This is a genomic window from Nocardia sp. NPDC004860, from assembly GCF_040609015.1.
Classification (GTDB): domain Bacteria; phylum Actinomycetota; class Actinomycetes; order Mycobacteriales; family Mycobacteriaceae; genus Nocardia.
On sequence record NZ_JBEXJI010000002.1, the window covers coordinates 482,024 to 501,568 of the forward strand.

The 19,545-nt window shown below is 68.7% G+C and carries 19 protein-coding genes; 7 read left to right on the top strand and 12 right to left on the bottom strand.

Going from position 1 to position 19,545, the window contains the following annotated elements:
* Positions 1 to 3: 3 nt before the first annotated feature.
* The 8 genes from ABZV44_RS06185 to ABZV44_RS06220 form a co-directional block, all read right to left on the bottom strand.
* On the bottom strand, positions 4 to 1,293 hold the full coding sequence (locus ABZV44_RS06185) for an FAD-dependent oxidoreductase (RefSeq protein WP_354832595.1): 1,290 nt from the start codon (positions 1,291 to 1,293) through the stop codon (positions 4 to 6).
* Between the two features lie 9 nt (positions 1,294 to 1,302).
* Positions 1,303 to 2,178, bottom strand: a complete 876-nt coding sequence (locus ABZV44_RS06190; RefSeq protein WP_354832597.1) for a family 3 encapsulin nanocompartment shell protein — start codon at positions 2,176 to 2,178, stop codon at positions 1,303 to 1,305.
* Positions 2,172 to 2,996 carry an SDR family oxidoreductase gene (locus ABZV44_RS06195; RefSeq protein ID WP_354832599.1) on the bottom strand — a complete coding sequence of 275 codons (825 nt, stop codon included), beginning with the start codon at positions 2,994 to 2,996 and terminating at the stop codon, positions 2,172 to 2,174. Before ABZV44_RS06195 ends, ABZV44_RS06190 begins: the two co-directional genes overlap by 7 nt.
* 6 nt (positions 2,997 to 3,002) lie before the next feature.
* Positions 3,003 to 3,938 (bottom strand): sulfotransferase, encoded by a 936-nt coding sequence (locus ABZV44_RS06200; RefSeq protein ID WP_354832601.1) that lies wholly within the window; start codon positions 3,936 to 3,938, stop codon positions 3,003 to 3,005.
* 15 nt (positions 3,939 to 3,953) lie between these two features.
* The gene (locus ABZV44_RS06205; RefSeq protein ID WP_354832603.1) at positions 3,954 to 5,108 is read right to left on the bottom strand and encodes an MFS transporter; all 1,155 of its coding nucleotides are present in this window, start codon (positions 5,106 to 5,108) and stop codon (positions 3,954 to 3,956) included.
* Positions 5,105 to 6,445, bottom strand: a complete 1,341-nt coding sequence (locus ABZV44_RS06210) for an aminotransferase class I/II-fold pyridoxal phosphate-dependent enzyme (RefSeq protein WP_354832605.1) — start codon at positions 6,443 to 6,445, stop codon at positions 5,105 to 5,107. Before ABZV44_RS06210 ends, ABZV44_RS06205 begins: the two co-directional genes overlap by 4 nt.
* Positions 6,446 to 6,936: 491 nt before the next feature.
* Positions 6,937 to 7,275, bottom strand: a complete 339-nt coding sequence (locus ABZV44_RS06215) for a GNAT family N-acetyltransferase (RefSeq protein WP_354832607.1) — start codon at positions 7,273 to 7,275, stop codon at positions 6,937 to 6,939.
* A complete protein-coding gene (locus ABZV44_RS06220) occupies positions 7,224 to 7,898 on the bottom strand; it encodes a metalloregulator ArsR/SmtB family transcription factor (RefSeq protein ID WP_354832609.1) in 675 nt (224 codons plus the stop codon). Before ABZV44_RS06220 ends, ABZV44_RS06215 begins: the two co-directional genes overlap by 52 nt.
* A 256-nt stretch (positions 7,899 to 8,154) precedes the next feature.
* On the opposite strand from ABZV44_RS06220, the gene ABZV44_RS06225 reads away from it, so the two are divergent.
* Together ABZV44_RS06225 and ABZV44_RS06230 are read left to right on the top strand one after the other, a co-directional pair.
* On the top strand, positions 8,155 to 8,310 hold the full coding sequence (locus ABZV44_RS06225; RefSeq protein WP_354832610.1) for a hypothetical protein: 156 nt from the start codon (positions 8,155 to 8,157) through the stop codon (positions 8,308 to 8,310).
* Between the two features lie 60 nt (positions 8,311 to 8,370).
* A complete protein-coding gene (locus tag ABZV44_RS06230) occupies positions 8,371 to 9,657 on the top strand; it encodes an MFS transporter (RefSeq protein WP_354832612.1) in 1,287 nt (428 codons plus the stop codon).
* Positions 9,658 to 10,284: 627 nt separating this feature from the next.
* Here ABZV44_RS06230 and ABZV44_RS06235 read toward each other — a convergent pair.
* From ABZV44_RS06235 to ABZV44_RS06245, 3 genes are all read right to left on the bottom strand, one after another.
* On the bottom strand, positions 10,285 to 10,914 hold the full coding sequence (locus ABZV44_RS06235) for a hypothetical protein (RefSeq protein WP_354832614.1): 630 nt from the start codon (positions 10,912 to 10,914) through the stop codon (positions 10,285 to 10,287).
* 70 nt (positions 10,915 to 10,984) lie between these two features.
* Positions 10,985 to 11,341 carry a DUF1330 domain-containing protein gene (locus ABZV44_RS06240; protein WP_354832616.1) on the bottom strand — a complete coding sequence of 119 codons (357 nt, stop codon included), beginning with the start codon at positions 11,339 to 11,341 and terminating at the stop codon, positions 10,985 to 10,987.
* 27 nt (positions 11,342 to 11,368) lie between these two features.
* Positions 11,369 to 11,926 carry a TetR/AcrR family transcriptional regulator gene (locus tag ABZV44_RS06245; protein ID WP_354832617.1) on the bottom strand — a complete coding sequence of 186 codons (558 nt, stop codon included), beginning with the start codon at positions 11,924 to 11,926 and terminating at the stop codon, positions 11,369 to 11,371.
* 67 nt (positions 11,927 to 11,993) lie between these two features.
* Between ABZV44_RS06245 and ABZV44_RS06250 the strand changes: the two genes are divergently transcribed.
* The 3 genes from ABZV44_RS06250 to ABZV44_RS06260 are packed head-to-tail and all read left to right on the top strand — an operon-like array spanning position 11,994 to position 16,058.
* Positions 11,994 to 12,941 carry a haloalkane dehalogenase gene (locus ABZV44_RS06250; protein ID WP_354832619.1) on the top strand — a complete coding sequence of 316 codons (948 nt, stop codon included), beginning with the start codon at positions 11,994 to 11,996 and terminating at the stop codon, positions 12,939 to 12,941.
* Positions 12,938 to 14,584 carry a sulfatase-like hydrolase/transferase gene (locus ABZV44_RS06255; protein WP_354832621.1) on the top strand — a complete coding sequence of 549 codons (1,647 nt, stop codon included), beginning with the start codon at positions 12,938 to 12,940 and terminating at the stop codon, positions 14,582 to 14,584. The genes ABZV44_RS06250 and ABZV44_RS06255 overlap by 4 nt, the downstream gene beginning before the upstream one ends.
* A gap of 1 nt (position 14,585) precedes the next feature.
* Entirely contained in the window at positions 14,586 to 16,058 is a 1,473-nt protein-coding gene (locus ABZV44_RS06260; RefSeq protein ID WP_354832623.1) for a hypothetical protein, read from the top strand.
* Between the two features lie 49 nt (positions 16,059 to 16,107).
* On the opposite strand, the gene ABZV44_RS06265 is transcribed toward ABZV44_RS06260, so the two are convergent.
* Positions 16,108 to 17,133 (bottom strand): Lrp/AsnC family transcriptional regulator, encoded by a 1,026-nt coding sequence (locus tag ABZV44_RS06265; protein ID WP_354832625.1) that lies wholly within the window; start codon positions 17,131 to 17,133, stop codon positions 16,108 to 16,110.
* 101 nt (positions 17,134 to 17,234) lie between these two features.
* Here ABZV44_RS06265 and ABZV44_RS06270 point away from each other — a divergent pair, with 101 nt between their 5' ends.
* Entirely contained in the window at positions 17,235 to 18,674 is a 1,440-nt protein-coding gene (locus tag ABZV44_RS06270; RefSeq protein ID WP_354832626.1) for an MmgE/PrpD family protein, read from the top strand.
* A complete protein-coding gene (locus ABZV44_RS06275) occupies positions 18,671 to 19,543 on the top strand; it encodes an isocitrate lyase/PEP mutase family protein (RefSeq protein WP_354832628.1) in 873 nt (290 codons plus the stop codon). Before ABZV44_RS06270 ends, ABZV44_RS06275 begins: the two co-directional genes overlap by 4 nt.
* Positions 19,544 to 19,545 lie beyond the last annotated feature (2 nt).

A 19,545-nucleotide genomic window follows, 5' to 3' on the forward strand; every position in this document is an offset into this window, starting at 1 on the left:
GCTTCAGGTGGGTGTGCCGAAACGATTCGGCCGCAACGGGATCGGGTCGGTGAATGGCTGCTCACCCGCCAGGAGCTGACCGACGAGTTCACCGCCGGCGGGCGCGAGCCCCATGCCGATATGGCCGTGTCCGGCGGCGACGAGGAGGTTGCGGAGATCACCGGCGGGACCGATCAGGGGCAGGCTGTCCGGGGTGCACGGCCGCAATCCACTCCAGCTCTGCAGGATCGCTGTCTCCTCCAAGTCGGGCAGGAAGTCGCGCACGGCGCACCGCAGCGCCCGTAGCCGGTGGTCGGAGACCGCGCAGCTCATCCCGGTCAGCTCGAGCTGTCCGCCGATCCGCAGCCGGTCACCGAGCGGGACCATCGCCACTCTGGCCTCGCTCAGCAGCACCGGCAGCCCGGGCGCGCTCGGCGGCATGGCCACGGTGAGGCTATGGCCTCGGATCGGTTGCAGCAGCAGATCCATTCCCGCCAAGCGGGCGCACTCGGCGGTCCATGCGCCCGCCGCGATGACCACATTGCCGGGGCGTAACTCCCCGCGAGTAGTGTTGAGCCGTACGATATTCCGATCCCGTATGCCGAAACCGGTGACCTCGGTGTGCTCGCGGATCTCTACGCCCGCACCGCGCAGGACCCGGCCGAATTCGACGAGGAATTCCGGGACGCGCAGATATGCACCCTCGGGGTTGTACAGTGCGCCGTGAATATCGAACGTCGTCTTCGGCGCGAGCTCGTCGAGCTCACCGGATCCGAGGACCCGCAGCGGCACACCACCGGCAACAGTGCGCGCCACGGTCCGGCTCGCCTCGTCGAAGCCCGCCGGGGTCTTGAAAGCCAATACGATGCCCGGTGACTCGAACAGAGCGGCCATGTTCTCCGAAGCGCACAGCTCGAGCAGGATCGCGAGACTGCGCCTCTTCATCTCGATCAGCACCCGGAATCCGTTCGCCGCGGCCTCGGCCGAGCACGCGCGCCGGAAATGCCGCAGCCAGTGCGACAATTCGGCGGCCAGGCGCGGCTCGATGTACCAGGGCGCGTCCGGATCCGTCGCACCCGGAACGGCGATAGCGAGCATGCCGGGTTCGGCCAGGGGTGCGGCACCGTGGGTGCCGACGAATCCCGTGTTGCCGGCCGAGCACGATTGCGGTCCGCCCAGCGCACCGCGCTCGAGCACCGTGACAGTCGCCCCGCGCCGACGCAACTGCTGCGCACAGAACAGGCCGACGACTCCCCCGCCGATGACCACCACATCCGGGTCCTCGCGCACGGGGGTTCCCTCCTCGAGCGTCATGAGCGCGACCTAGACGCTGACGACGAAGAAGTTCGTCGGCAGATTGACCACGACCCGCTCGTAGATCTCGGCCTTCAACGCGATCCCCGGCTCGGTGAAGGTGCCCGCGGGCGGCTCGGCGAATCGGATCACCGAACGTCCCGCGTCGAAAAGCTGTGCGCCGTGGCCGAAGTCGCCGACGATGGCGGTCCCCGGTTCGACCAGCCTGGTGCGGACGATGAACACACCGTTCTGTTCGAGGTCGTCCATCAGCCGACCGCTGCCCATGGCACGGTAGTAGTCGACCGGGTTGATGATCATGCCGTCGGCGGTGCCGCCCATCTGCTCGATCTCATTGCAGGCGCGCAGGATTGTCGAGGTGAAGGGTCCCCGCTCGGTCATCCGCTCGATCTCGGGCATGTTCAGCAGCCCGCCCTCGCCGCTGATGATGGTGTGGTTCTCGGCGGTGCACAAGCGCACGATCAGGCGGTAGTTGAGGAAATTCTCGAAGGTGTCGGGGTCCTTCCACAAATCCGGCGGGACCTGCACCCACGCCGTGGTGGTGAGCAGCTCCGGAATCGGCGACTTGTGGAATCTGCTGGCCAGCTCGCGCCGGACGTCCGCGCCCACAATGGCGGTGTCGCCCGGAGCGGGTGCGCTCTCGTGCCAATAGAACTGGCGCGGATCGCGCGACAGGTCGATGGTCTTGAGCATATTGCGGGCAGGATTGCGGGGTTTGCGCCGCGAGCTGGTCAGGGAATCGGTGATTGTCACGTCGTATTCGACCGCCGCGTCCAGCCCGTGCTGCCCGCAGGCCTCGACGAACATCCGGCCCGGCGACAACTCGTGTTTGCGGTCCGCGACGACCTGCGCCAGGGTCTGTTTGATCGAATCTGCCTTCAGCATGTCCCCTCCTGGGAAACGGTGTAATGCGATGAGGACGCGCCGAGCACGCTCGAGCCGCCGTCGATCAACTGGACGGTGCCGGTGATGTAGCCGGCCCGTTCGCTGGCCAAAAACGCTGCCAGGGCGGCGATTTCGTCGGGCTGGGCGATGCGGCCCACCGCGGTCTTGCTGCCGACGGCGGCCAACTCCGCCTCGATTCGCCCGTCCGCGGAGCCCTGCGCCAGGACCCGTTCCAGCAGCGGAGTGTGGGTCGCGCTCGGCGCGAGCACATTGACGGTCACGCCGTCGCGCCCGACGTCCGCGGCGAGGGCCTGCGCGAACCGCGCGATCGCCGCCCGGCTCACTCCGGACAGGGCCAGTCCGCCGATGGGGACCACCGCGGTCTCCGATGCCACCAGAAGTACGCGGCCCCACCGCGCATTCCGCAGGTGCGGCAAGGCTGCCAACGCCAGCTGGACCGCGGGCATCAGGACCGTCTCGACCGCCTCCCGGTACGCGGATGCCTCGAAGGCCGTCGCGCTCCCGGTGGGCGGTGTGCCGCCGCTGACGGCGACGATGTGGAGTCCGCCGAACTCCGCGGCGACCTCGTCGACCCAGCGGAGAGCCGCTTCGGGGTCGGCGATGTCCACGCGTGTTGCGTGGACTCGCCCCCGTGCCATCGCTTTGATCGCGCGTTCGGCGGCGGCCAGCCGTCCCGCGTCGCGGGCTCCGATGGCGACATGCGCGCCCTCGGCGGCCAGCTCCTCGGCGATCGCCAGCCCGATGCCGCTCGATCCGCCCGCGACGAGTGCGACCTTGTCCCTCAGCCCCAGATCCATTGTCGCTCAACCTCTCCCATGTCGACCGGGGATCAGATACCCGTACCGGATCGCCAGCGGCCAGGACAGCGCCGCCACCGTCGCCTTGGCCGAGTTCGGCAGCGCGCCGCGCCACGAGTCGTCGGTCGGTCGGATGACGGTGACGCCGGTGTTGAACCGGTCCGGGTTCCCGGTGACCGTGTGATTGGCGTGCAGCTCGATCGTCCGGTCGGTCATCGGGTTGGCCCCCGGATCGATCTCGCACAGTCGCAGCACCGTGTCGAGCGTCCCCGCCGGATCGGCGATGAAGTCCTCATATCGCAGGAACAGTGACCGTCGCGGATACCGGCGGCCGATCGCGTGCGACGCGAGGTTGAAGCCGCTCCAGTAACCGGTGCTCTTGCCCGCCGACATGGCGTACACGTATTCCTTCGGTTTGCTCCATGATTGGGCGACGGCTCGGGGATCGCGCACCAGGTGCAGGTAGTACGGGGTGATCCCGTCGAGGTACGACAGCAGCGCCGCCTCCCCCGGCATCTTCGAGGTATCGACGATCAACCGCGACCGGCTGCGTTCGGCAATGGCGTGGTAGACCTGGGTCAGCAGGTCCGCATGCGCGCGAATCGGCTCATTGCGCAGGCCACGCCCGAGCACCTGCCACGTGTGCCTGGTGCGGACGTAGCCGAGTTGGTGCCGAATCACCGTGTCCGCGTGGTCTTCCAGGGTGGCCCCGTCGGGTCTGCCGACCGGCAGGATGGTGGACCAGAACGGGCAGTCGACGAGCTTGTGCCCGCAGCCGCACAGCTCATTGACGCCGCGCCCGGCGGCGTTCTTCCACAGGAAATGCAGTTCCCCGACGTGGAATACGCCCGGAATCTCATTGAGGATGTTGCCGAGGATGGTGCTGCCGTTGCGGCACCATCCGGTGACGCACAGGACCTTGACCGGGGGCGCGCTGCTCATCTGCCGCCTCCTCTCTCACTGGTTGGTGGCCGATTGCCGAATCGTGTAGGCCATGACCGCGGCGGTGAACGCGCAGCCCGCGCCGACCAGATACACGGCGGGATAGCCGAGCCCGCTCGCGATGGCACCGGTCGCCGGGCCCCAGACGAACAGCCCCAGATCCCAGAACGAGGTGTAAGCCCCCAGTGCCGCACCCTGTTTCGAGCTCTCGGCCTTGTTCATGACCATCAACGCCAGCGAAGGGTGCAGCAGTGAGAAGCCGACACCCATGACGATGACGCCCAGCACCGCCACCGGCAGGTTCGGCGACCACGCGACGATCAGCAGCCCGGCGGCCTCGCCGATACCGGACCAGGTGCCCACGCGCCGCGGTCCGAGCTGGTCCGGCAGCTTTCCGATGACCAGCCGCGTACCCGCGTACACCGCGCTGAAGACGGCCAGAACGACGGCGCCGGAACCGATCCCGCGCACTTGCAGGTCGCGGATGATGAAAGCGGCCAGCCCCACATAGCCCGCCGCGGCGAGGGCGAGGGCCAGACCGGGCAGCGCCGCGGGCTTCAGCATCAGCCCGCGACCCGTGCTCGACCGTGCGACCTCCGGCTCGGGCCCGGCAATGGTGATCAGGGCGAGTCCGGCGAGGGGCGCGACCGCGCACAGCGCCCACACCGCCCCGATCCCGAAGTGCCGCAGGGTCGCACCGAGCGCCGTCCCCGCCGAGATGCCGCCCCACATCGCTACCCCGTAGAGCCCGATGAGCTGGCCGCGCCGATTCTGTGGCGCGAGCGTGACGGTCCAGGCCGCACCCGCCACGAACAGCGCGGCCTCGCCGACACCTACCAGCAGCCGCACCACGATCAGCCCGGCCAGGCCGAGCGGCAGAAAGTACAGCAGCCCGCCGACCGCGATGGCCAGCGCGCCGAACCGCATGACCTGCCGATAGCCGTGCCGGTCGGCCAGCCCGCCGAACACGGGCCGGGTGAGCAGCGCGGTCAGGGCGGTGGCCGTCACCACGAGCCCCACGCTCAGATCGCCCGCGCCGAACCGGTCGCGAACATGGTCGGGCAGCGCCGGAATGGCCGCGGACAAGCCGAGATAGCCGCAGAACAATCCGCCGAACACCCCGGCGAGCGCGAGCCGCGGCAGCGTTCCGGTGTCGGGGGCGGCCGTCATGGTCGCCCAGCCCACGAGGAATTCGCGTCGACCTCCGTCGTCGTCAGGGCGGCCGCGACCTTCCGTACCGCGGCGACGAGATCATCGCAATCCGCCCGCGACAGCGTCGAGGACAGCGGAATGTCCACGGCCCGTTGCAGGTTGCGGGTCGCATTGGGCAGGGATGCTTGCACGGCGGCGGTGTCCTTGCCGCCGAACAGGAATCGCCAATTCCAGAAGGCGCGAATATTGTGATCGGTGTCCGAGCCGAGGTTGCGCGCCTCGATACCCTCCTGGCACAGCGCACGCGCGAACCACTGCGCGCGACCCTCGGCAACCTGGAAGATGAAGGCCTCGCCCAGATACGCGCCCGGCGCCACCGGCTGCCGGATTCGAATGCCGTCGAGGTCGGCCAGCTCCGCGGCGACATAGTCGTAATTCTCGCGGAAGGCGGCCAGCCGGATCGGCAGCCGTTCCAATTCGGATCGCAGCAGCGCGGCCCGGATCTCGTCCATGCGGAAGCTGTACAGCGGCAGCTCCAGATCGCTGGCCAGCGGCGACCGTCCGTCGGCGAAATGCCGCCGCAGCCGGCCCTCGTATGCGCCGGAAAGCACGGTGGCCCGGGCGAACAGGGTGCTGTCATCGGTAATGAGGAAGCCGCCCTCTCCGCTGTTGAGCGACTTGTCCGACTGGGTGCTGAATGCGCCCGCCAGGCCGAAGGTGCCGAGTTTGCGCCCGTTCATCTGAGCGCCGAGCGCCGGGACAGCATCCTCGAACACCGGAACGCCCTGCTCATCGGCGAATCGGAGCAACGCACCCATATCCCCGGCGAAGCCACGCATGTGCACCACCACGATCGCCCGGATTCGCGGTGTCCACCGCCGGCGCAGATCGTCCACGTCGAGGTGGAGGTTCTCGTCGGCGTCGACCAGGAACGGCGTGCATCCGGCGAGCAGAATGGCACTGGGTGTGGCGGCGAAAGTGAAACCGGGACAGGCGATCAGGTCTCCCGGTTCGACTCCGGAGGCCATGATCGCCAGCGCCAGCGCGGTGGTGCCGCTCGAGGTGGCCAGCGCGTGTGCGCTCCCGAAGTAGCGGCACAGTTCCGCCTCGAATCGTGCGCACTCGGTCTCATGCGGCGGGCGGTGGTCGTATCGGAAATAGAGATGGCTGCGAATCGCGCGCAGCGCTGCTTCCTCGTCCTCAGGATGGACGCACACCGCGCCCCGGTCATAGGTCGGCCAGGGTATGCGCCGTACCGGATCACCGCCGTTCAGGGCCAGCCGCGCACCAGGGGCCGGCTGCGTGTCCGGTGCCGTCGGGGCCGATGCCGAATCATCGATCACATTGTCCGCCATCATATTCAAGGCACCGACCGACCAGGGATCGGCGGTACTTGCCTGCTTGCCTGCCGAGACTCTCGGAACCGGGAACCTCGGTGAATGTTCAAGGCACGCTACGCCGAACCTGCGGGATTCATGACCGAAATATCGTTAAGTTCTGGTCACGCGTCCGAAATTGGCAGATATCCGCAATCGTCTGTGCCCCAACGGAATCAGTGCTTCACTGAGTACAGGCGGCCCTGCATGACATGAGTGTGGCCGCCGGATACGCGGTGCGAGTAGCTGATTCGTCACATCGAAAGACAGCACGCCCTTCTTACGATCTTGAATCAGTTGCGCAGCAATAGTTGTCGGGCAACGCATGTGTCCCTGTCGCCCCTGCCGAGACTTGGTCGAGGGTTCGGTGCGAACCAACCGGTCCCGGCTAGTCTGCTTCGATCATGCTGTTGCACAACGGGTTTCCAGTGTTCGATCACCGTTGCGCGGACAATGATGGAAATGTACGACTACAGCCTCGGGCGGGCGTAGAAGGCGCGGGCGGTGGAGTTGAGCCCGAAGACGTCGAGGGTTGCCGTGCTGTGGAGGCGTAGCACGTGGGCGACCAATTGCCTTCCGATGCCTGATTTTTGGACGCCGGGGTCGAACAGGTCACCGATCTCGGCATCGGGCATCCTCAGCAGCCCAACCACACCCCGGTTCGAGAGTTCGGCGACCCAGTTATCGGCGTGGACGAGATAGGTCTCGCGAAGCCCGCGCTCTCGCTCCCCGGTGTCGAAGGGATCTTCCAGCGCGTTCAGCAGCTGCCCGACGCGGCACCGTCGACCGGTAACCCGGCCAGTGTCCATTCCAGCATTCCTTCGTCGAGACGTTTCACTGCGTGCCCGGACTGCTGAGCGATACGGATCGCGTCGGGTGCCATGACGCAATAGGCCCCGCGGCAGTAGGCGACGATCTCGCGATCGGCGGGCAATTCGGCAAGGCGGGCAACCAGTTCGGCAACGGGGACGCTGATGGCGCCGGGAATATGACCCGCGTCGTATTCCTCGCGCGGGCGAACGTCGATGAGGGTGATCTCCCCGGCGTCACGGCGGCGGATGAGTTCATCGCGGGTGATGGTGTCCTCGGGTGCACCGAGCACGGCGGCCGCTGCGACAGCGACGTCGGCCAGGTGGGCTTGGGCCACGGTCTGCACCAGCGCGAACAAGCGGGCCACATCGGTTCCGGCGAGACGGTAGTACTGGCGAGTGCCGTCGCGGCGCGCTTGCACCAAGCCGCCGGCCTTGAGTGAATGCAGATTCGCCGAAGCCGTGGTCAGGTTCATACGGGTCGCGGTGGCGATCGCTTCGACGGTGCGCTCACCTTGGGCGAGCAGGTCCAGGATCTGCAACCGTCGGCCGTTGCCCAGCGCCTTGCCGACGCGGGCGATCTCATCGAACAGGGCGGCGTTGCGATCGATCGACTCACTCACGCTTGCTTCTCCAATACTCTTTGGAATAGCGTATTCCATAGTTCCTTGGAACAACATCGAACATGGCGATTGTATTCGCCACCGACTTGCCCCGCCGACCGGGAGCAGATCTACCAGGGAGAACACGAGTGAACTATCTCTTCGTGCTGCACGAGCGGCCCTACGGTCCCGAACGCTGCAACGGCCTCCTCTGGACACGGCAGAAGCTCGAGGCCGGAGACGCGGTGCGGGTGTTCAGGAGGAAACGAGAAGCCATGTGGAACTCGGTAATGGCTTGGTGGCCAAGGGTGAAGCCAATTTCCTGGCACCACCGGCCCCGCAGGTGAACCCGCGGGAGCCGCCGGTGGCCTACCACCGGGACAACGAACAGCAGGGGCGAGACTGGTTGGCTCGCTGGAACATTCGCTCCTGACCCATCGCCGGCCACTCCACCGGAGTGCGCCCGGGCCATCAACACCAGGAAAGACCTCTCGTGTCGCACAGCGCCGCCGCCACCATCTCCAGCCCTCACCTTCCCGATACCGTCCGCGCCCAACGTCGTGTCCTGACCGTGCTGGTGTCCGCGCAGATCCTCAGCGGCGCCGGGCTGGCCGCAGGGATCACCGTCGGCGCACTGCTGGCCCAGGACATGCTCGGCTCCACCAGCCTGGCCGGCCTCCCCAGCGCCCTGTTCACCGCCGGCTCCGCGCTCGCCGCCGTCGCCGTGGGCCGGCTGTCCCAGTCCCGCGGCCGCCGCCCCGGCCTGGCCGCGGGCTACTTCACCGGCGCGATCGGCAGCCTTGGTGTCATCGCCGCCGCCGTCGCGGACAACCCGGTGATGCTGTTCGTCGCGTTGTTCGTCTACGGCGCGGGCACCGCCACCAACCTGCAAGCCCGTTACGCCGGAGCCGATCTGGCCACCGCTTCGCACCGTGGCCGTGCCGTCTCGACCGTGCTGGTGGCCACCACCCTCGGCGGTGTCGTCGGCCCCAACCTCGCCGCCCCGACCGGCACACTGGCCCGAGCCGTAGGAATTCCCTATTTGGCGGGACCTTTCCTGCTCGCCGCGCTGGCCTACGGCTTGGCCGCGCTGGTGCTGGCGATGTGGCTGCGCCCGGACCCGCTGTTGTTGGCGCGGCAGATCGGCGCGACGGACTCCATCGCCGCGCCGAGCACCACGGAGATCTCGTCCGCTGACGGTGCCGGCAAGGCTATTGCCTCCGGTGGATTCGTGATGGCGCTGACGCAACTGGTGATGGTGGCGATCATGACCATGACGCCGGTCCACATGCTCGCGCACGGCCACGACACCGCCGCCGCCGGGGCGGTGATCGCCATCCACGTCGGTGCCATGTACCTCCCCTCCCCCGTGACCGGATGGCTCGTCGACCGCTACGGCCGCCTGCCCGTCGCCGCCGCATCCGGTGTGACGCTCCTCGCCGCGGGAGTACTCGCCGGCCTCGCACCCGGCGACCAGGTCGCTCTGCTCGCGCTGGCACTGGCCCTGCTCGGGCTGGGCTGGAACCTCGGACTCGTCGCGGGCACCGCGATCATCACCGACACCGTCACGCTGGCCACCCGGGCGAAAACCCAAGGCGCCGTGGACGTGTCCATCGCCATCGCCGGAGCCACCGGCGGCATGGGCTCCGGACTCATGGTCGCCGCCACCAGCTACCCGACGCTGGCACTCGCCGGTGGCTTCCTCGCGCTGGCGGTCGTCCCGGCCGCCGCGTACTCCGGCCATCCCCGGACAACGCCCGTCCCCTCGCCGCACAGCTGACCTGGGTGGACGCCGCCCGTCGATGCTGAGTACCCGAACCGGTTCCGCTCGGCTTCCTCGTCGTTCGCCCGCCGCGCACACAGCTCGGTCGATCAGGCGCTGGCCTCGGCGTGGCCGGTCGAACGCAAGAACCAAGTTCGTCGAGTTTTCTGCGGCATTCGGCCCGTTGACCACAGTGCCTCGCAGGATCTGACCCGTGCCGCGAGGCTGCCACTGAGGTCGGCCACCTCGTGTTCTGGGCAGTACGGGCAGACCTCGCCTGCGCCGATCATGAAGGTGCTGCGCCGGGCTCTTCGGGCGTGGTGGGTCTAACGCGGCGAACCAGCCAGTCCCGGCGGTGCCGGGCGTCGATCATGCTGTTGCACAAGGGTTTCCCAGGTCCAAGACATCGAGATCAGCGATCGATCCCAGATGAGACCACAAGAACTCGTGTATCCGCCGATAGAAGCTATCGGCGGGACCCGGCACCGTCGCGGCATAACTATCGGCGACCGCATCCCACAGACGCAGACCATCAGAGCTGTTCGTCACCGGAAAAGCCTGCCCGGCAACGGCACACCGGGCAAGCCGGTTCTGATCGTCGAGGAACGGCCCGTGCACGCTCGAGGCCGGCCTGCTCGCGGGTGGTCAGGATTTGGTGGCGTGGTGGTAGCCCTCGGTGAAGAAGGCGAACAGGGCGTCGGCGGTGCCCAGGGCGGTGAGGGTGTGTGCTGCGCCGAAGGATTCGTTCCAGAAGGGGCCCGTGTGGGGGTCCCAGGGGCCGACGTAGGCGTAGGGCTCGGGGAGGTGGGGGTCGCCGGGTGAGACGCCGAAGTTGATGCGGTCCGCGGTGATGCCGAGGTCGAAGTGTTCGGGCCAGAGGACGGGGGTCTCGGCGGGGTTCAGGCGGCGGAGGGCTCGGTCACCCCAGTCGAAGGCTCGGGCGATGGTCTGGGCGTGGTCGAGGTCGACGTGGATGGTGTCGGTGAGGGCGCAGCCGGAGCTGTCGGAGTAGAGGTCGGCGGGGGCGCCGGCGTCGATGCCGGCGTGGGAGGCCAGTCCGGCAAAGGTTGTGCCGCTGAGCTTTCCGGCCACCAAACCGTCGACCAGCAGCAGGTCGCCGTCCACCGCGATCGACGGGGCATGGATCGTGCTGAATCCGCCCGGGGCTGGGCGCAACTTGATCGTGCCGTGGGCGCGGTACTGCGGGCCGGCCATCAGCAGTTCGGCCACACCGTGGAGACTGCGGCGGGTGCGGGTGTAGTCGCCGGATTCCATAGGACTGTCCTTCCTCCGGGGCCGTCGAGGGACAGGGTCGAGAATATTCCACGGATCTTGCCCGATGCGGTCAGCGGGTGGCGAGAGGGTGGCAGGCGATGAGCTCGGTGCGGGCGATGCCCGACTCGCGGTGTTGGTGGATGCGCTGGTATTCGGGAGCGGTCACCATGTCGAGAAATGCTCGGCGGCTGGGGTATTCGACGAGCGCGACGTAGTCCCACTCGGCGTCGCCGATCAGGGTCTGCCGCGGTTCGCCGTGCCACAGGAGGCGGCCGCCCTGCTGTGCGACCAGGGCGAGGACGGCGGCGCCGTAGGCCGCGTATTCGGTGCGGTCCTGGAAGGTGATCAGGTTCAGCATGACCACGGGGCCCTCGTCGGTGGCGGCGGCGAAGCGAGTGAACTGATCGGGGTCGGGCGTGATCGACATGGGGTGGCTCCTCTTTCGGCGGCCCGCTCAGCCGGTGAGCAGGCTGGTGAGGACTGAGGTCACCGCGGCGCGGGCGGCGGTGACGGACAGGGACTGATGGCGGCGTAGGACGTCCCAGACTTCCCAGGAGCAGAGGGCGTAGGCGGACTCGCGGGCCGGGGGGTCGAGATCGGCGAGCTCGGGCAGGTGGGTGCGCAGGTGGGCGCGCAGCGCGGCGCGGCTCTCGTCCAGTCGTTCGGACAGCACGACGGATTCGTGTTCACGCAGCAGGGCGGCGCGGCGGGTGCCCGCGACACGCTCGAACAGTTCGGCCCGCAGTGCGACCACGCGATCGATGCGATCGTCCAGTCCGCCGCTGACAGGTTCCATCAGCAGTACCCAGTGCCGGGCGATCTGTGTCTGTGCGGCATCGAGATACAGCGTCTCCAGGTCGCGGAAGTGGTGATACACCGAGCGGGTCGCGACTCCCGCGCGTTCGGCCACCGCCTGCGCGGTGGGCTGCAGATTGCCCTCCTCCATCAGCGCCAGCGCGGCGTCGAGCACCGCCTGACGGTTCTTGGCTCCACGTGCGGTCCGTCCGTCCATCATTGGCAACCCTACACACGCGGAAGGGTAGTTGCACGCCGCATGCAACAATATTATCGTCGCCCTCATGCACGCATTGCGGACACCGGACGAGCGGTTCGCCGCCCTGCCCGACTTTCCCTTCGAACCCTGCTACCTCGAGGTCGAGGCGGGCGACGGCAGCGATTCCCGGCTGCGGTTGCACTACCTCGACGAGGGCCCGCGCGACGGCGAGATCGTGCTGCTGCTGCACGGCGAACCGTCCTGGAGCTTCCTGTACCGCCACATGATCCCGGTGCTGGTGGTGGCCGGGAAACGCTGTGTCGCACCGGATCTGATCGGTTTCGGCCGCAGCGACAAGCCCGCCGACCGCGCCGACTACACCTATGCCCGCCACGTCGAATGGGTACGCGAGGCGCTGTTCGATCACCTGGATCTCTCGGGTATCACCCTGGTCTGCCAGGACTGGGGCGGCCTGATCGGCCTGCGGCTGGTCGCCGAGCACCCCGACCGCTTCGCCCGGGTGGTGGTCGCCAATACCGGCCTGCCCACGGGTGAGGCGAAACTGACCGATGCCTTCGCCGCCTGGCAGCGGTTCTCCCAGGAGACACCGCAATTCCCCGTCGGCGGCATCATCGCGGGCGGCTGCCGCACCGAGCTGTCCGCCGCGGTGGTGGCCGGATACGACGCCCCGTTCCCCGACGAGACCTACAAGGCGGGCGCGCGCGCCTTCCCGATGCTGGTCCCCACCCGCCCCGACGACCCGGCCGGCCCCGCCAACCGGCGCGCGTGGGAACAGTTGGCGCACTTCGGGAAACCGGTGCTCACCGCCTTCTCCGACGGTGATCCGATCACCGCGGGCGGCTATCGCCCCTTCCAGGAGCGGGTGCCCGGCGCGGCCGGTCAGCCGCACATCACGATCACCGGCGCCGGTCACTTCCTGCAGGAGGACCGCGGCCCGCAGCTCGCGACGGTCGTGGCCGAGTTCATCGCCGCCAATCCAGCTTCCGACACCACTGGAGGATCCACGAAATGATCAGCAGGCGAGGATTTTTCGGCACCGGAGCGATGGCCGGCGCCACCGCCGCGGCGGTCGCCGCCACCGGCCCGGCCGCCGCGACCCCGCGGCGCATGGACAACCATCCGGACCGGCCCAATATCCTGGTGGTCCTGGTCGACGAGATGCGCACCCCGATGTGGTTCCCCGAGCAGTCGGTGCTCGACACCATCCTGCCGAATATCGCTGCGCTGCGGAACAAGTCGGTCTCCTTCGAGCAGCACTACACGGCCGCCAACGACTGCACGCCGTCGCGCGGCGTGCTGGTGACAGGCCTGTACTCGCATCAGACCGGCTGCCTGTCGACCTCGCAGTCGGAGCTGGCGGCGGGCTTCCCGACCTGGGGGTCCATGCTGCGCGAGCAGGGCTACCGCACCACCTGGTGGGGCAAATGGCATCTGGGCCACTACGCCGACACCACCCCGGGCGGCCTGGACCGCTACGGATTCGACGGCGGCACCTACCCCTCGCCCAACGGCGCGCCCGAACAGGGCCTGCAGATGGACGGGCGCATAGTCGACCAGTTCGTCGACTGGTTCAATACCGATGCGGGACAGGGCCCCTGGTGCACGACGGTGTCACTGGTCAACCCGCACGACATCCAGTGGTGGCCGCGCTGGACGCGACGCACGCTGGCGTTCAACAACATTCCGCGCTGGATCAACGACCTGCCGGGCAATTTCGAGAGCCTCGAACAGTTGTCGCGCAAGCCGCGGCTGCAGAAGGCCCTGGTGGAGGTCTCGGCGGTGACCTTCGGGCTGGCGCCCTACGGCACGCCCGGGGCCGATCAGGAGTGGATCGACATGCGCAACCTCTATCTCTGGTTCCAGCAGCAGGTCGATATCCAGATCGGGCGCGTGCTCACCGAATTGGCGACCCGGCCGGAGGTCGCCGCCAACACCGTGGTGGTGTTCACCTCCGACCACGGTGACTACGCCGGTTCGCACGGCCTGCACGGCAAGGGCGGCGGCGCCTACGACGAGGCCATTCGCGTACCCCTGTTCATCCACGATCCACGCGGTCAGCTCACCTCCGCACCCGGCACCCGCGATCAGCTGACCTCCAGCGTCGACCTGGCCGCGCTGCTGCTGACCATCGGCACCGGCGGCAACGGGTGGCGGGCCGAGGACCGCTACGCGCACCTGGCCGGGCGGCACGATATCGCCGCCGTCGCCGCCGATCCGGGCGCACCCGGCCGGCCGTGGATCCTGCACACCACCGACGAGCATTCCATCGAGGAGGCGGCCGTCCGGTTCAACGACGACGCACCCGGTCACGTGATCGCACTGCGGACCGCGGACGCCAAGTTCGTCCGCTATTCGCACTGGGTGCCGGGCTCCGCGCAGATCGATCCGGCCGAGCAGGAGGAATACGAGCTCTACGACTATTCGACCGGCGACGGGCAACTCGAGCTGGACAATGTCGCGGCCATCGGCGGCGGCCTGCGCGACACCATGAGCCGGTTGCACGACGAAGCGGTCAGCACCGAACTGCACCAGCCGCTACCCTCCTACCTGCAGCAGGCCCAGCAGGACGGATGGAACGATTACAACACCCAGACCGCGAAACCCTTCGGGGAGCAGCTCTTCGACTTCCTGCGGGACGGGATCGGTGCGAAATAGCGTGCGGGGCAACCTCGTCACCGGCGCTGCCGCCGGGTTGCTCGCCACCGTGGCCGGTAGCGCGGCCGCCGTCCCGATTCCCGCGGTACCGGGGTCGCCGCCCGGATTCATCGGCAATCCGGCTGTGGCACAGCCGGTCACCGATGTGCCGCCGGTGCCGCAACATCCCCATCTCGCGCCCAACGGCAGCTCCGGCATCCACGACGACGGGTGGATGAGCAACACCAGCACCCGCCCGGGACCGCTCGGGCACGACCCCCGCGTGGTGTCGGCGGTGATCGGCGGAGAGTGCGGGTCGATCACCTTCGACCGGGCCGGCCGCATCGTCACCACCTGCATCGGCCCGTCCCCGGCGCTGTACCTGCTGGACCCGGTCACCTTGAATGTGCTGGGCCGCAGCGCGTTACCCGGTGATCCGGGCGCGTTCCTGCGGCCCGGTGCCTTCGGGAACTTCACCGGCGGCGCCTACTTCTATCTGGACAACGACGATCGCGCGGTGATCGCCTCCCGCGACGGCCACCTCCGGGTGTTCGCCGAGAACGCCGGCGGCGACGGTTTCACGCTCGCGCACGACTACGACCTGACCGGTGTGCTGCGTCCCGGGGAGACCTTCAACTCGGCGCTGCCCGACAGCAACGGGCTGCTGTGGTTCGTCACCCGGACCGACGGTGTGGTCGGCACCCTCGACCTGAACACCGGTGCCGCACAGGTGATCCGGCTCGGCGACGGCGCCGAGGGCGAGATCGAGAACTCCTTCGCCGTCGGCAATGACGGTGATGTGTACATCGCCACCAACCGCGAGCTGCTGCGTTTCGATGCCGGGCCCGGCGGCGCACCCGCCGTCACCTGGCGGGTCACCTACGCCAACAGCGGACAGCACAAGCCCGGCCAGGTCGACGACGGAACCGGCACCACACCCACCCTCCTGTCCGGCGGCTACGTCGCCATCACCGACAACGCCGACCCGATGAACGTCGTGGTCTACCGCACCGCGGCCGGAGCGGCGCAGCGGCAGGTGTGCGCCGTGCCGGTGTTCGCGGCGGGCGCCAGTGATACCGAGAACTCGTTGATCAGCGCGGGAAACGCGCTGATCGTCGAAAACAATTACGGCTACACCGGTCCCGAGGCCGCCTTGCTGGGCAAGACCACCACCCCCGGCTTCGCCCGCATCGACATCGACCCCGACGGCAATGGCTGCCACCAGGTGTGGGCCAACACGACCGAGGCCGCACCGACCGTCGTGCCCAAGCTGTCGCTCGCCACCGGTCTGATCTACACCTACACCAAGGGCACCGAGGCCAGCGATCCCTGGTACTTCACGGCCCTGGATTTCCGCACCGGAGCGACGGTGTGGAAGCAGCTCACCGGCACCGGCCCCGGGTTCAACAACAACTACGCCGGAATCGCCATCGGACCGGACAGCACCGCCTATCTCGGTGTGATCCCGGGCCTGATCGCGGTCCACGACGGCTGAGCGATCGAGAGCCGCTGCACGGCAACGGCTCTCGATCCACGGGCACGTCTCAGGCGTCCGCCACCGCCGCCCACGGGTTGACCGGCACCATGCCGACCGCGTGCCCCGAGCTGTCCAGCAGACGCCCCCACGACTTGAACGCCCGCAGCACGAGGCGCTGGTCGATGACGACCGCATCGGTCAGCGCCGTAGCGATCCGGCCGAGGATGGCGCCCAGGTCCGCGATGCGATGCACCTGGGCCATGACCATGATGTTCGCCCGCCCGACCGTGGACAGGCAGATCCGGGTTTCCGGCCAGGAGGCGATCTCGGTTCCCGCCGCGTCCAGGTCCCGGTGCGGAACCGACAGCCAGAGTACGTACTCGGTCGGCCAGCCGCCCGCGCCGCGCGCGAAATCGGTTCGGAAGGCCAGCATTCCGCGGCGGACCAGGGCATCGAGCTGCCGGCGCACGAGATGCTCGGAGGTGTTCAGCTCGCGGGCCAGATCCCGGTACCTGGCCCGGCCGTCGTGCTGGAGGGCGAGGAACAGGTCCCGGTCGCCGGGCTCGAAAGTGCGGTAGCGCATCGCTTTTCGCGACTCGCCACTGCCCTCCTCGGCAACCGACCGCTGCTGATCGCTGTCGATCGCGCCGAGCCGCCAGTGCACGCCGCTGTGCCACTGCAGCGCCACGGTGGAGCGTGCCCGTGCGATGCCCGGCACCGCGGGCAGCCGCTCGAGCAGGAGGGTGCTCAAGGCCGCCGGGCTGTCGGCCAACACCAGGGTGTGCAGGTCGAAATCGCCGTCGGTGCCATAGACACTCATGACCTGCGGGATCGAGGCGAGTCCGGCGGCGACGGCCGCGGCCCGGCCCGGCTGTGCCCGCACCTCGCACACCGCGCCGACCAGCGCCACCTGCGGGCCGGGCACCGACGACACCCACGCGCGCCCGGATTCCGACAGTCGCTGCCACCGGCGGGCGGCCGTGGCCGCCGAAACCCCGAGTGCCGGGCCCAGCCGTTCGAAGCTGACCCGGGGGTTGGCGTGCAACGCGTCGAGCAGCATCAGGTCGACCTCGTCGAGGTTGCTCTCCCGCACCACCCATGTCCATTCCGTCGATTTCCCGCAGCAGATGTACCCATTGTGCGACTCCCCCGCAATGTCGGGGACAGGCAGCTGGCCTGCCGTTCACTGAGGACATGAGCGAATCGACGACGACGGGCGTCACGGTACCGCTGGCCCGCTGGGTCGAGCAGTTGACGCCCGAGCAGATCCCCGAGCGGGTGCGGACCCGCGCCAAGCACCTGCTGCTCGATGGCGTGGCGTGCGGTCTGGTGGGCGCCCAGCTGCCCTGGTCCCGAGTCGCCACCTCGGCGGTACTGGACCTGGAGAGCACGGGCGCGGCGACCGTGATCGGAACCGGTGCCACCACCAGTGGGCCCGCCGCGGTTCTGCTGAACAGCACCTTCATCCAAGGCTTCGAGCTCGACGATTTCCATCCGCTCGCGCCCCTGCACAGCACCTCCCTGATCCTGCCGGTCCTGCTCGCGACCGCCCAGCAGCTCGGCGGGGTCTCCGGCGCCACTGCCCTGACCGCCGCGATCGCCGGGTTCGAGGTCGGCCCGCGCGTCGGATTGGCCCTGCACGGCTCGGAGATGCTCTCTCGTGGCTGGCACAGCGGTCCGGTCTTCGGAACCCACACCGCCGCAATGGTTGCCGGAAAGCTGCGGGCGCTCGCCGCCGCCCGGCTCGAAGACTCGCTCGGCATGGCGGGCACCCAGTCCGCCGGTCTGATGGCGGCCCAGTACGAGGCGATGTCCAAGCGCATGCAGCACGGATTCGCCGCCCGCAACGGCTATTACGCGGCCGGTCTGGCCGCTGCCGGGTACACCGGGATCAAGCAGGTCTTCGATCGGCCCTACGGCGGCTACCTGTCGGTCTTCGGCGAGGGCCACGACCCGGACCCCGCCCAGGTGATCGCCGGTCTGGGCGAGGGCTGGCACACCGAGCTCATCATGGTGAAGTCGTATGCGGCCCAGGGCGGGCTGCACGGCACCGTCCAGGCGGCGCTGGAGCTGCGCGCCCGCCACCACATCGACCCGAAGTCGGTCGCGCACATCGAGATTCGCGTCGGCCACACCGTCTACCACCATGGCTGGTGGGAGCCCGCGCGGCCGTTGACGGCCATCGGCGCGCAGATGAATCTCGGCTATGCCGCGGCGGTCGCGCTGCTCGACGGCCAGGTGCTGCCGCCGCAGTTCACCCCGGCCCGGCTGGATGCCGACGATGTCTGGGAGCTGCTCGGCAAGGTCGAGGTGAAGCTGGACGAGAACATCCAGAACGGCCCTGTCCACGAACGTTTCGCCACCGAACTGGCGATCACCCTCACCGATGGCACGGTGCTCGCACAGCGGATCGTCCAACCGCACGGCGGCCCCGCCGACCCGGTCACCGACGACGAACTCGTCGCCAAGTACCGCTCCCTCGTCGGTCCCCTGGTCTCGCCCGATCGGCTCGACGCCATCCAGCGGGCAGTGCTCGGCATCGACGAGCTCCCCGATCTGCGCGAGCTGGCCGACCTGCTCGCCGCGCCCGTCGCCGGGGCCCTCGACAACCTGGAACAGGATCCCCACCGATGACCACCCCATCGCGGGCGCGACTACGCGCCGCCCTCTCCGACCGTGCCGACATCACCGTCGCCCCCGGCGTATTCGACGGCCTGTCCGCCTCCCTGGTCCGCCGGCTGGACTTCCCCGCCGCCTACCTGACCGGCGCGGGCGTCGCCGCCAGCGGTTTCGGACTCCCCGACATCGGGCTGGTGACCCAGACCGAAATGGTCGAGCGCGCCCGGATGCTGGTGCGCGTCCTCGGCGACATCCCGCTGCTCGCCGACGCCGACACCGGATACGGCACCGCGCTCAATGTGGTTCGCACCGTGCGCGAATACGAGGCCGCCGGCGTCGCCGCGATCCAGCTCGAAGACCAGGCCTTCCCCAAGAAGTGCGGGCACCTGCCCGACAAGGAGCTGATCGAGGCCGGGGAGTTCGTCACCAAACTCACCGCCGCACTGGAGACGCGCACGGATCCGGAGCTGGTCGTCATCGCCCGCACCGACGCCCGCGGCCCGCTCGGTATCGACGCCGCCATCGACCGGGCCAACGCCTACGCGGCGGCGGGCGCCGACGTGGTCTTCGTCGAGGCGCCGCAGGGCACCGCCGAGATCGAGCGCATAGCGCGGGAGGTGTCCGCTCCCCTGCTCATCAATCTCGTCCTGGGCGGCCTCACCCCGATCGAATCCGCCACGCGCCTGCGGGAACTGGGCTATTCGATCGCCATCCACCCCTCGCTCCCGCTGGGCGCCGCGGCGTACGCGATGCTCACCGGCCTGGCCGAACTCGCCGGCCGCGATCCCGGGCCGCTGCTGCCCGCGAAACCTGCCGAGTTCTTCAACCTCGTCGGTCTGGCCGAATGGTCGGAGCTGGGCGAACGCTACCGTGAAGGAGCCTGACC

Coding starts and splice junctions, on each gene's coding strand:
- ABZV44_RS06205 (WP_354832603.1), bottom strand. CDS start 5,108: ATGACGGCCGCCCCCGACACCGGAACGCTGCCGCGGCTCGCGCTCGCC.
- ABZV44_RS06240 (WP_354832616.1), bottom strand. CDS start 11,341: ATGTCGATCACGCCCGACCCCGATCAGTTCACTCGCTTCGCCGCCGCC.
- ABZV44_RS06185 (WP_354832595.1), bottom strand. CDS start 1,293: ATGACGCTCGAGGAGGGAACCCCCGTGCGCGAGGACCCGGATGTGGTG.
- ABZV44_RS06200 (WP_354832601.1), bottom strand. CDS start 3,938: ATGAGCAGCGCGCCCCCGGTCAAGGTCCTGTGCGTCACCGGATGGTGC.
- ABZV44_RS06250 (WP_354832619.1), top strand. CDS start 11,994: ATGCACGCATTGCGGACACCGGACGAGCGGTTCGCCGCCCTGCCCGAC.
- ABZV44_RS06245 (WP_354832617.1), bottom strand. CDS start 11,926: ATGGACGGACGGACCGCACGTGGAGCCAAGAACCGTCAGGCGGTGCTC.
- ABZV44_RS06270 (WP_354832626.1), top strand. CDS start 17,235: ATGAGCGAATCGACGACGACGGGCGTCACGGTACCGCTGGCCCGCTGG.
- ABZV44_RS06235 (WP_354832614.1), bottom strand. CDS start 10,914: ATGGAATCCGGCGACTACACCCGCACCCGCCGCAGTCTCCACGGTGTG.
- ABZV44_RS06215 (WP_354832607.1), bottom strand. CDS start 7,275: ATGGACACTGGCCGGGTTACCGGTCGACGGTGCCGCGTCGGGCAGCTG.
- ABZV44_RS06275 (WP_354832628.1), top strand. CDS start 18,671: ATGACCACCCCATCGCGGGCGCGACTACGCGCCGCCCTCTCCGACCGT.
- ABZV44_RS06190 (WP_354832597.1), bottom strand. CDS start 2,178: ATGCTGAAGGCAGATTCGATCAAACAGACCCTGGCGCAGGTCGTCGCG.
- ABZV44_RS06195 (WP_354832599.1), bottom strand. CDS start 2,996: ATGGATCTGGGGCTGAGGGACAAGGTCGCACTCGTCGCGGGCGGATCG.
- ABZV44_RS06210 (WP_354832605.1), bottom strand. CDS start 6,445: ATGGCGGACAATGTGATCGATGATTCGGCATCGGCCCCGACGGCACCG.
- ABZV44_RS06255 (WP_354832621.1), top strand. CDS start 12,938: ATGATCAGCAGGCGAGGATTTTTCGGCACCGGAGCGATGGCCGGCGCC.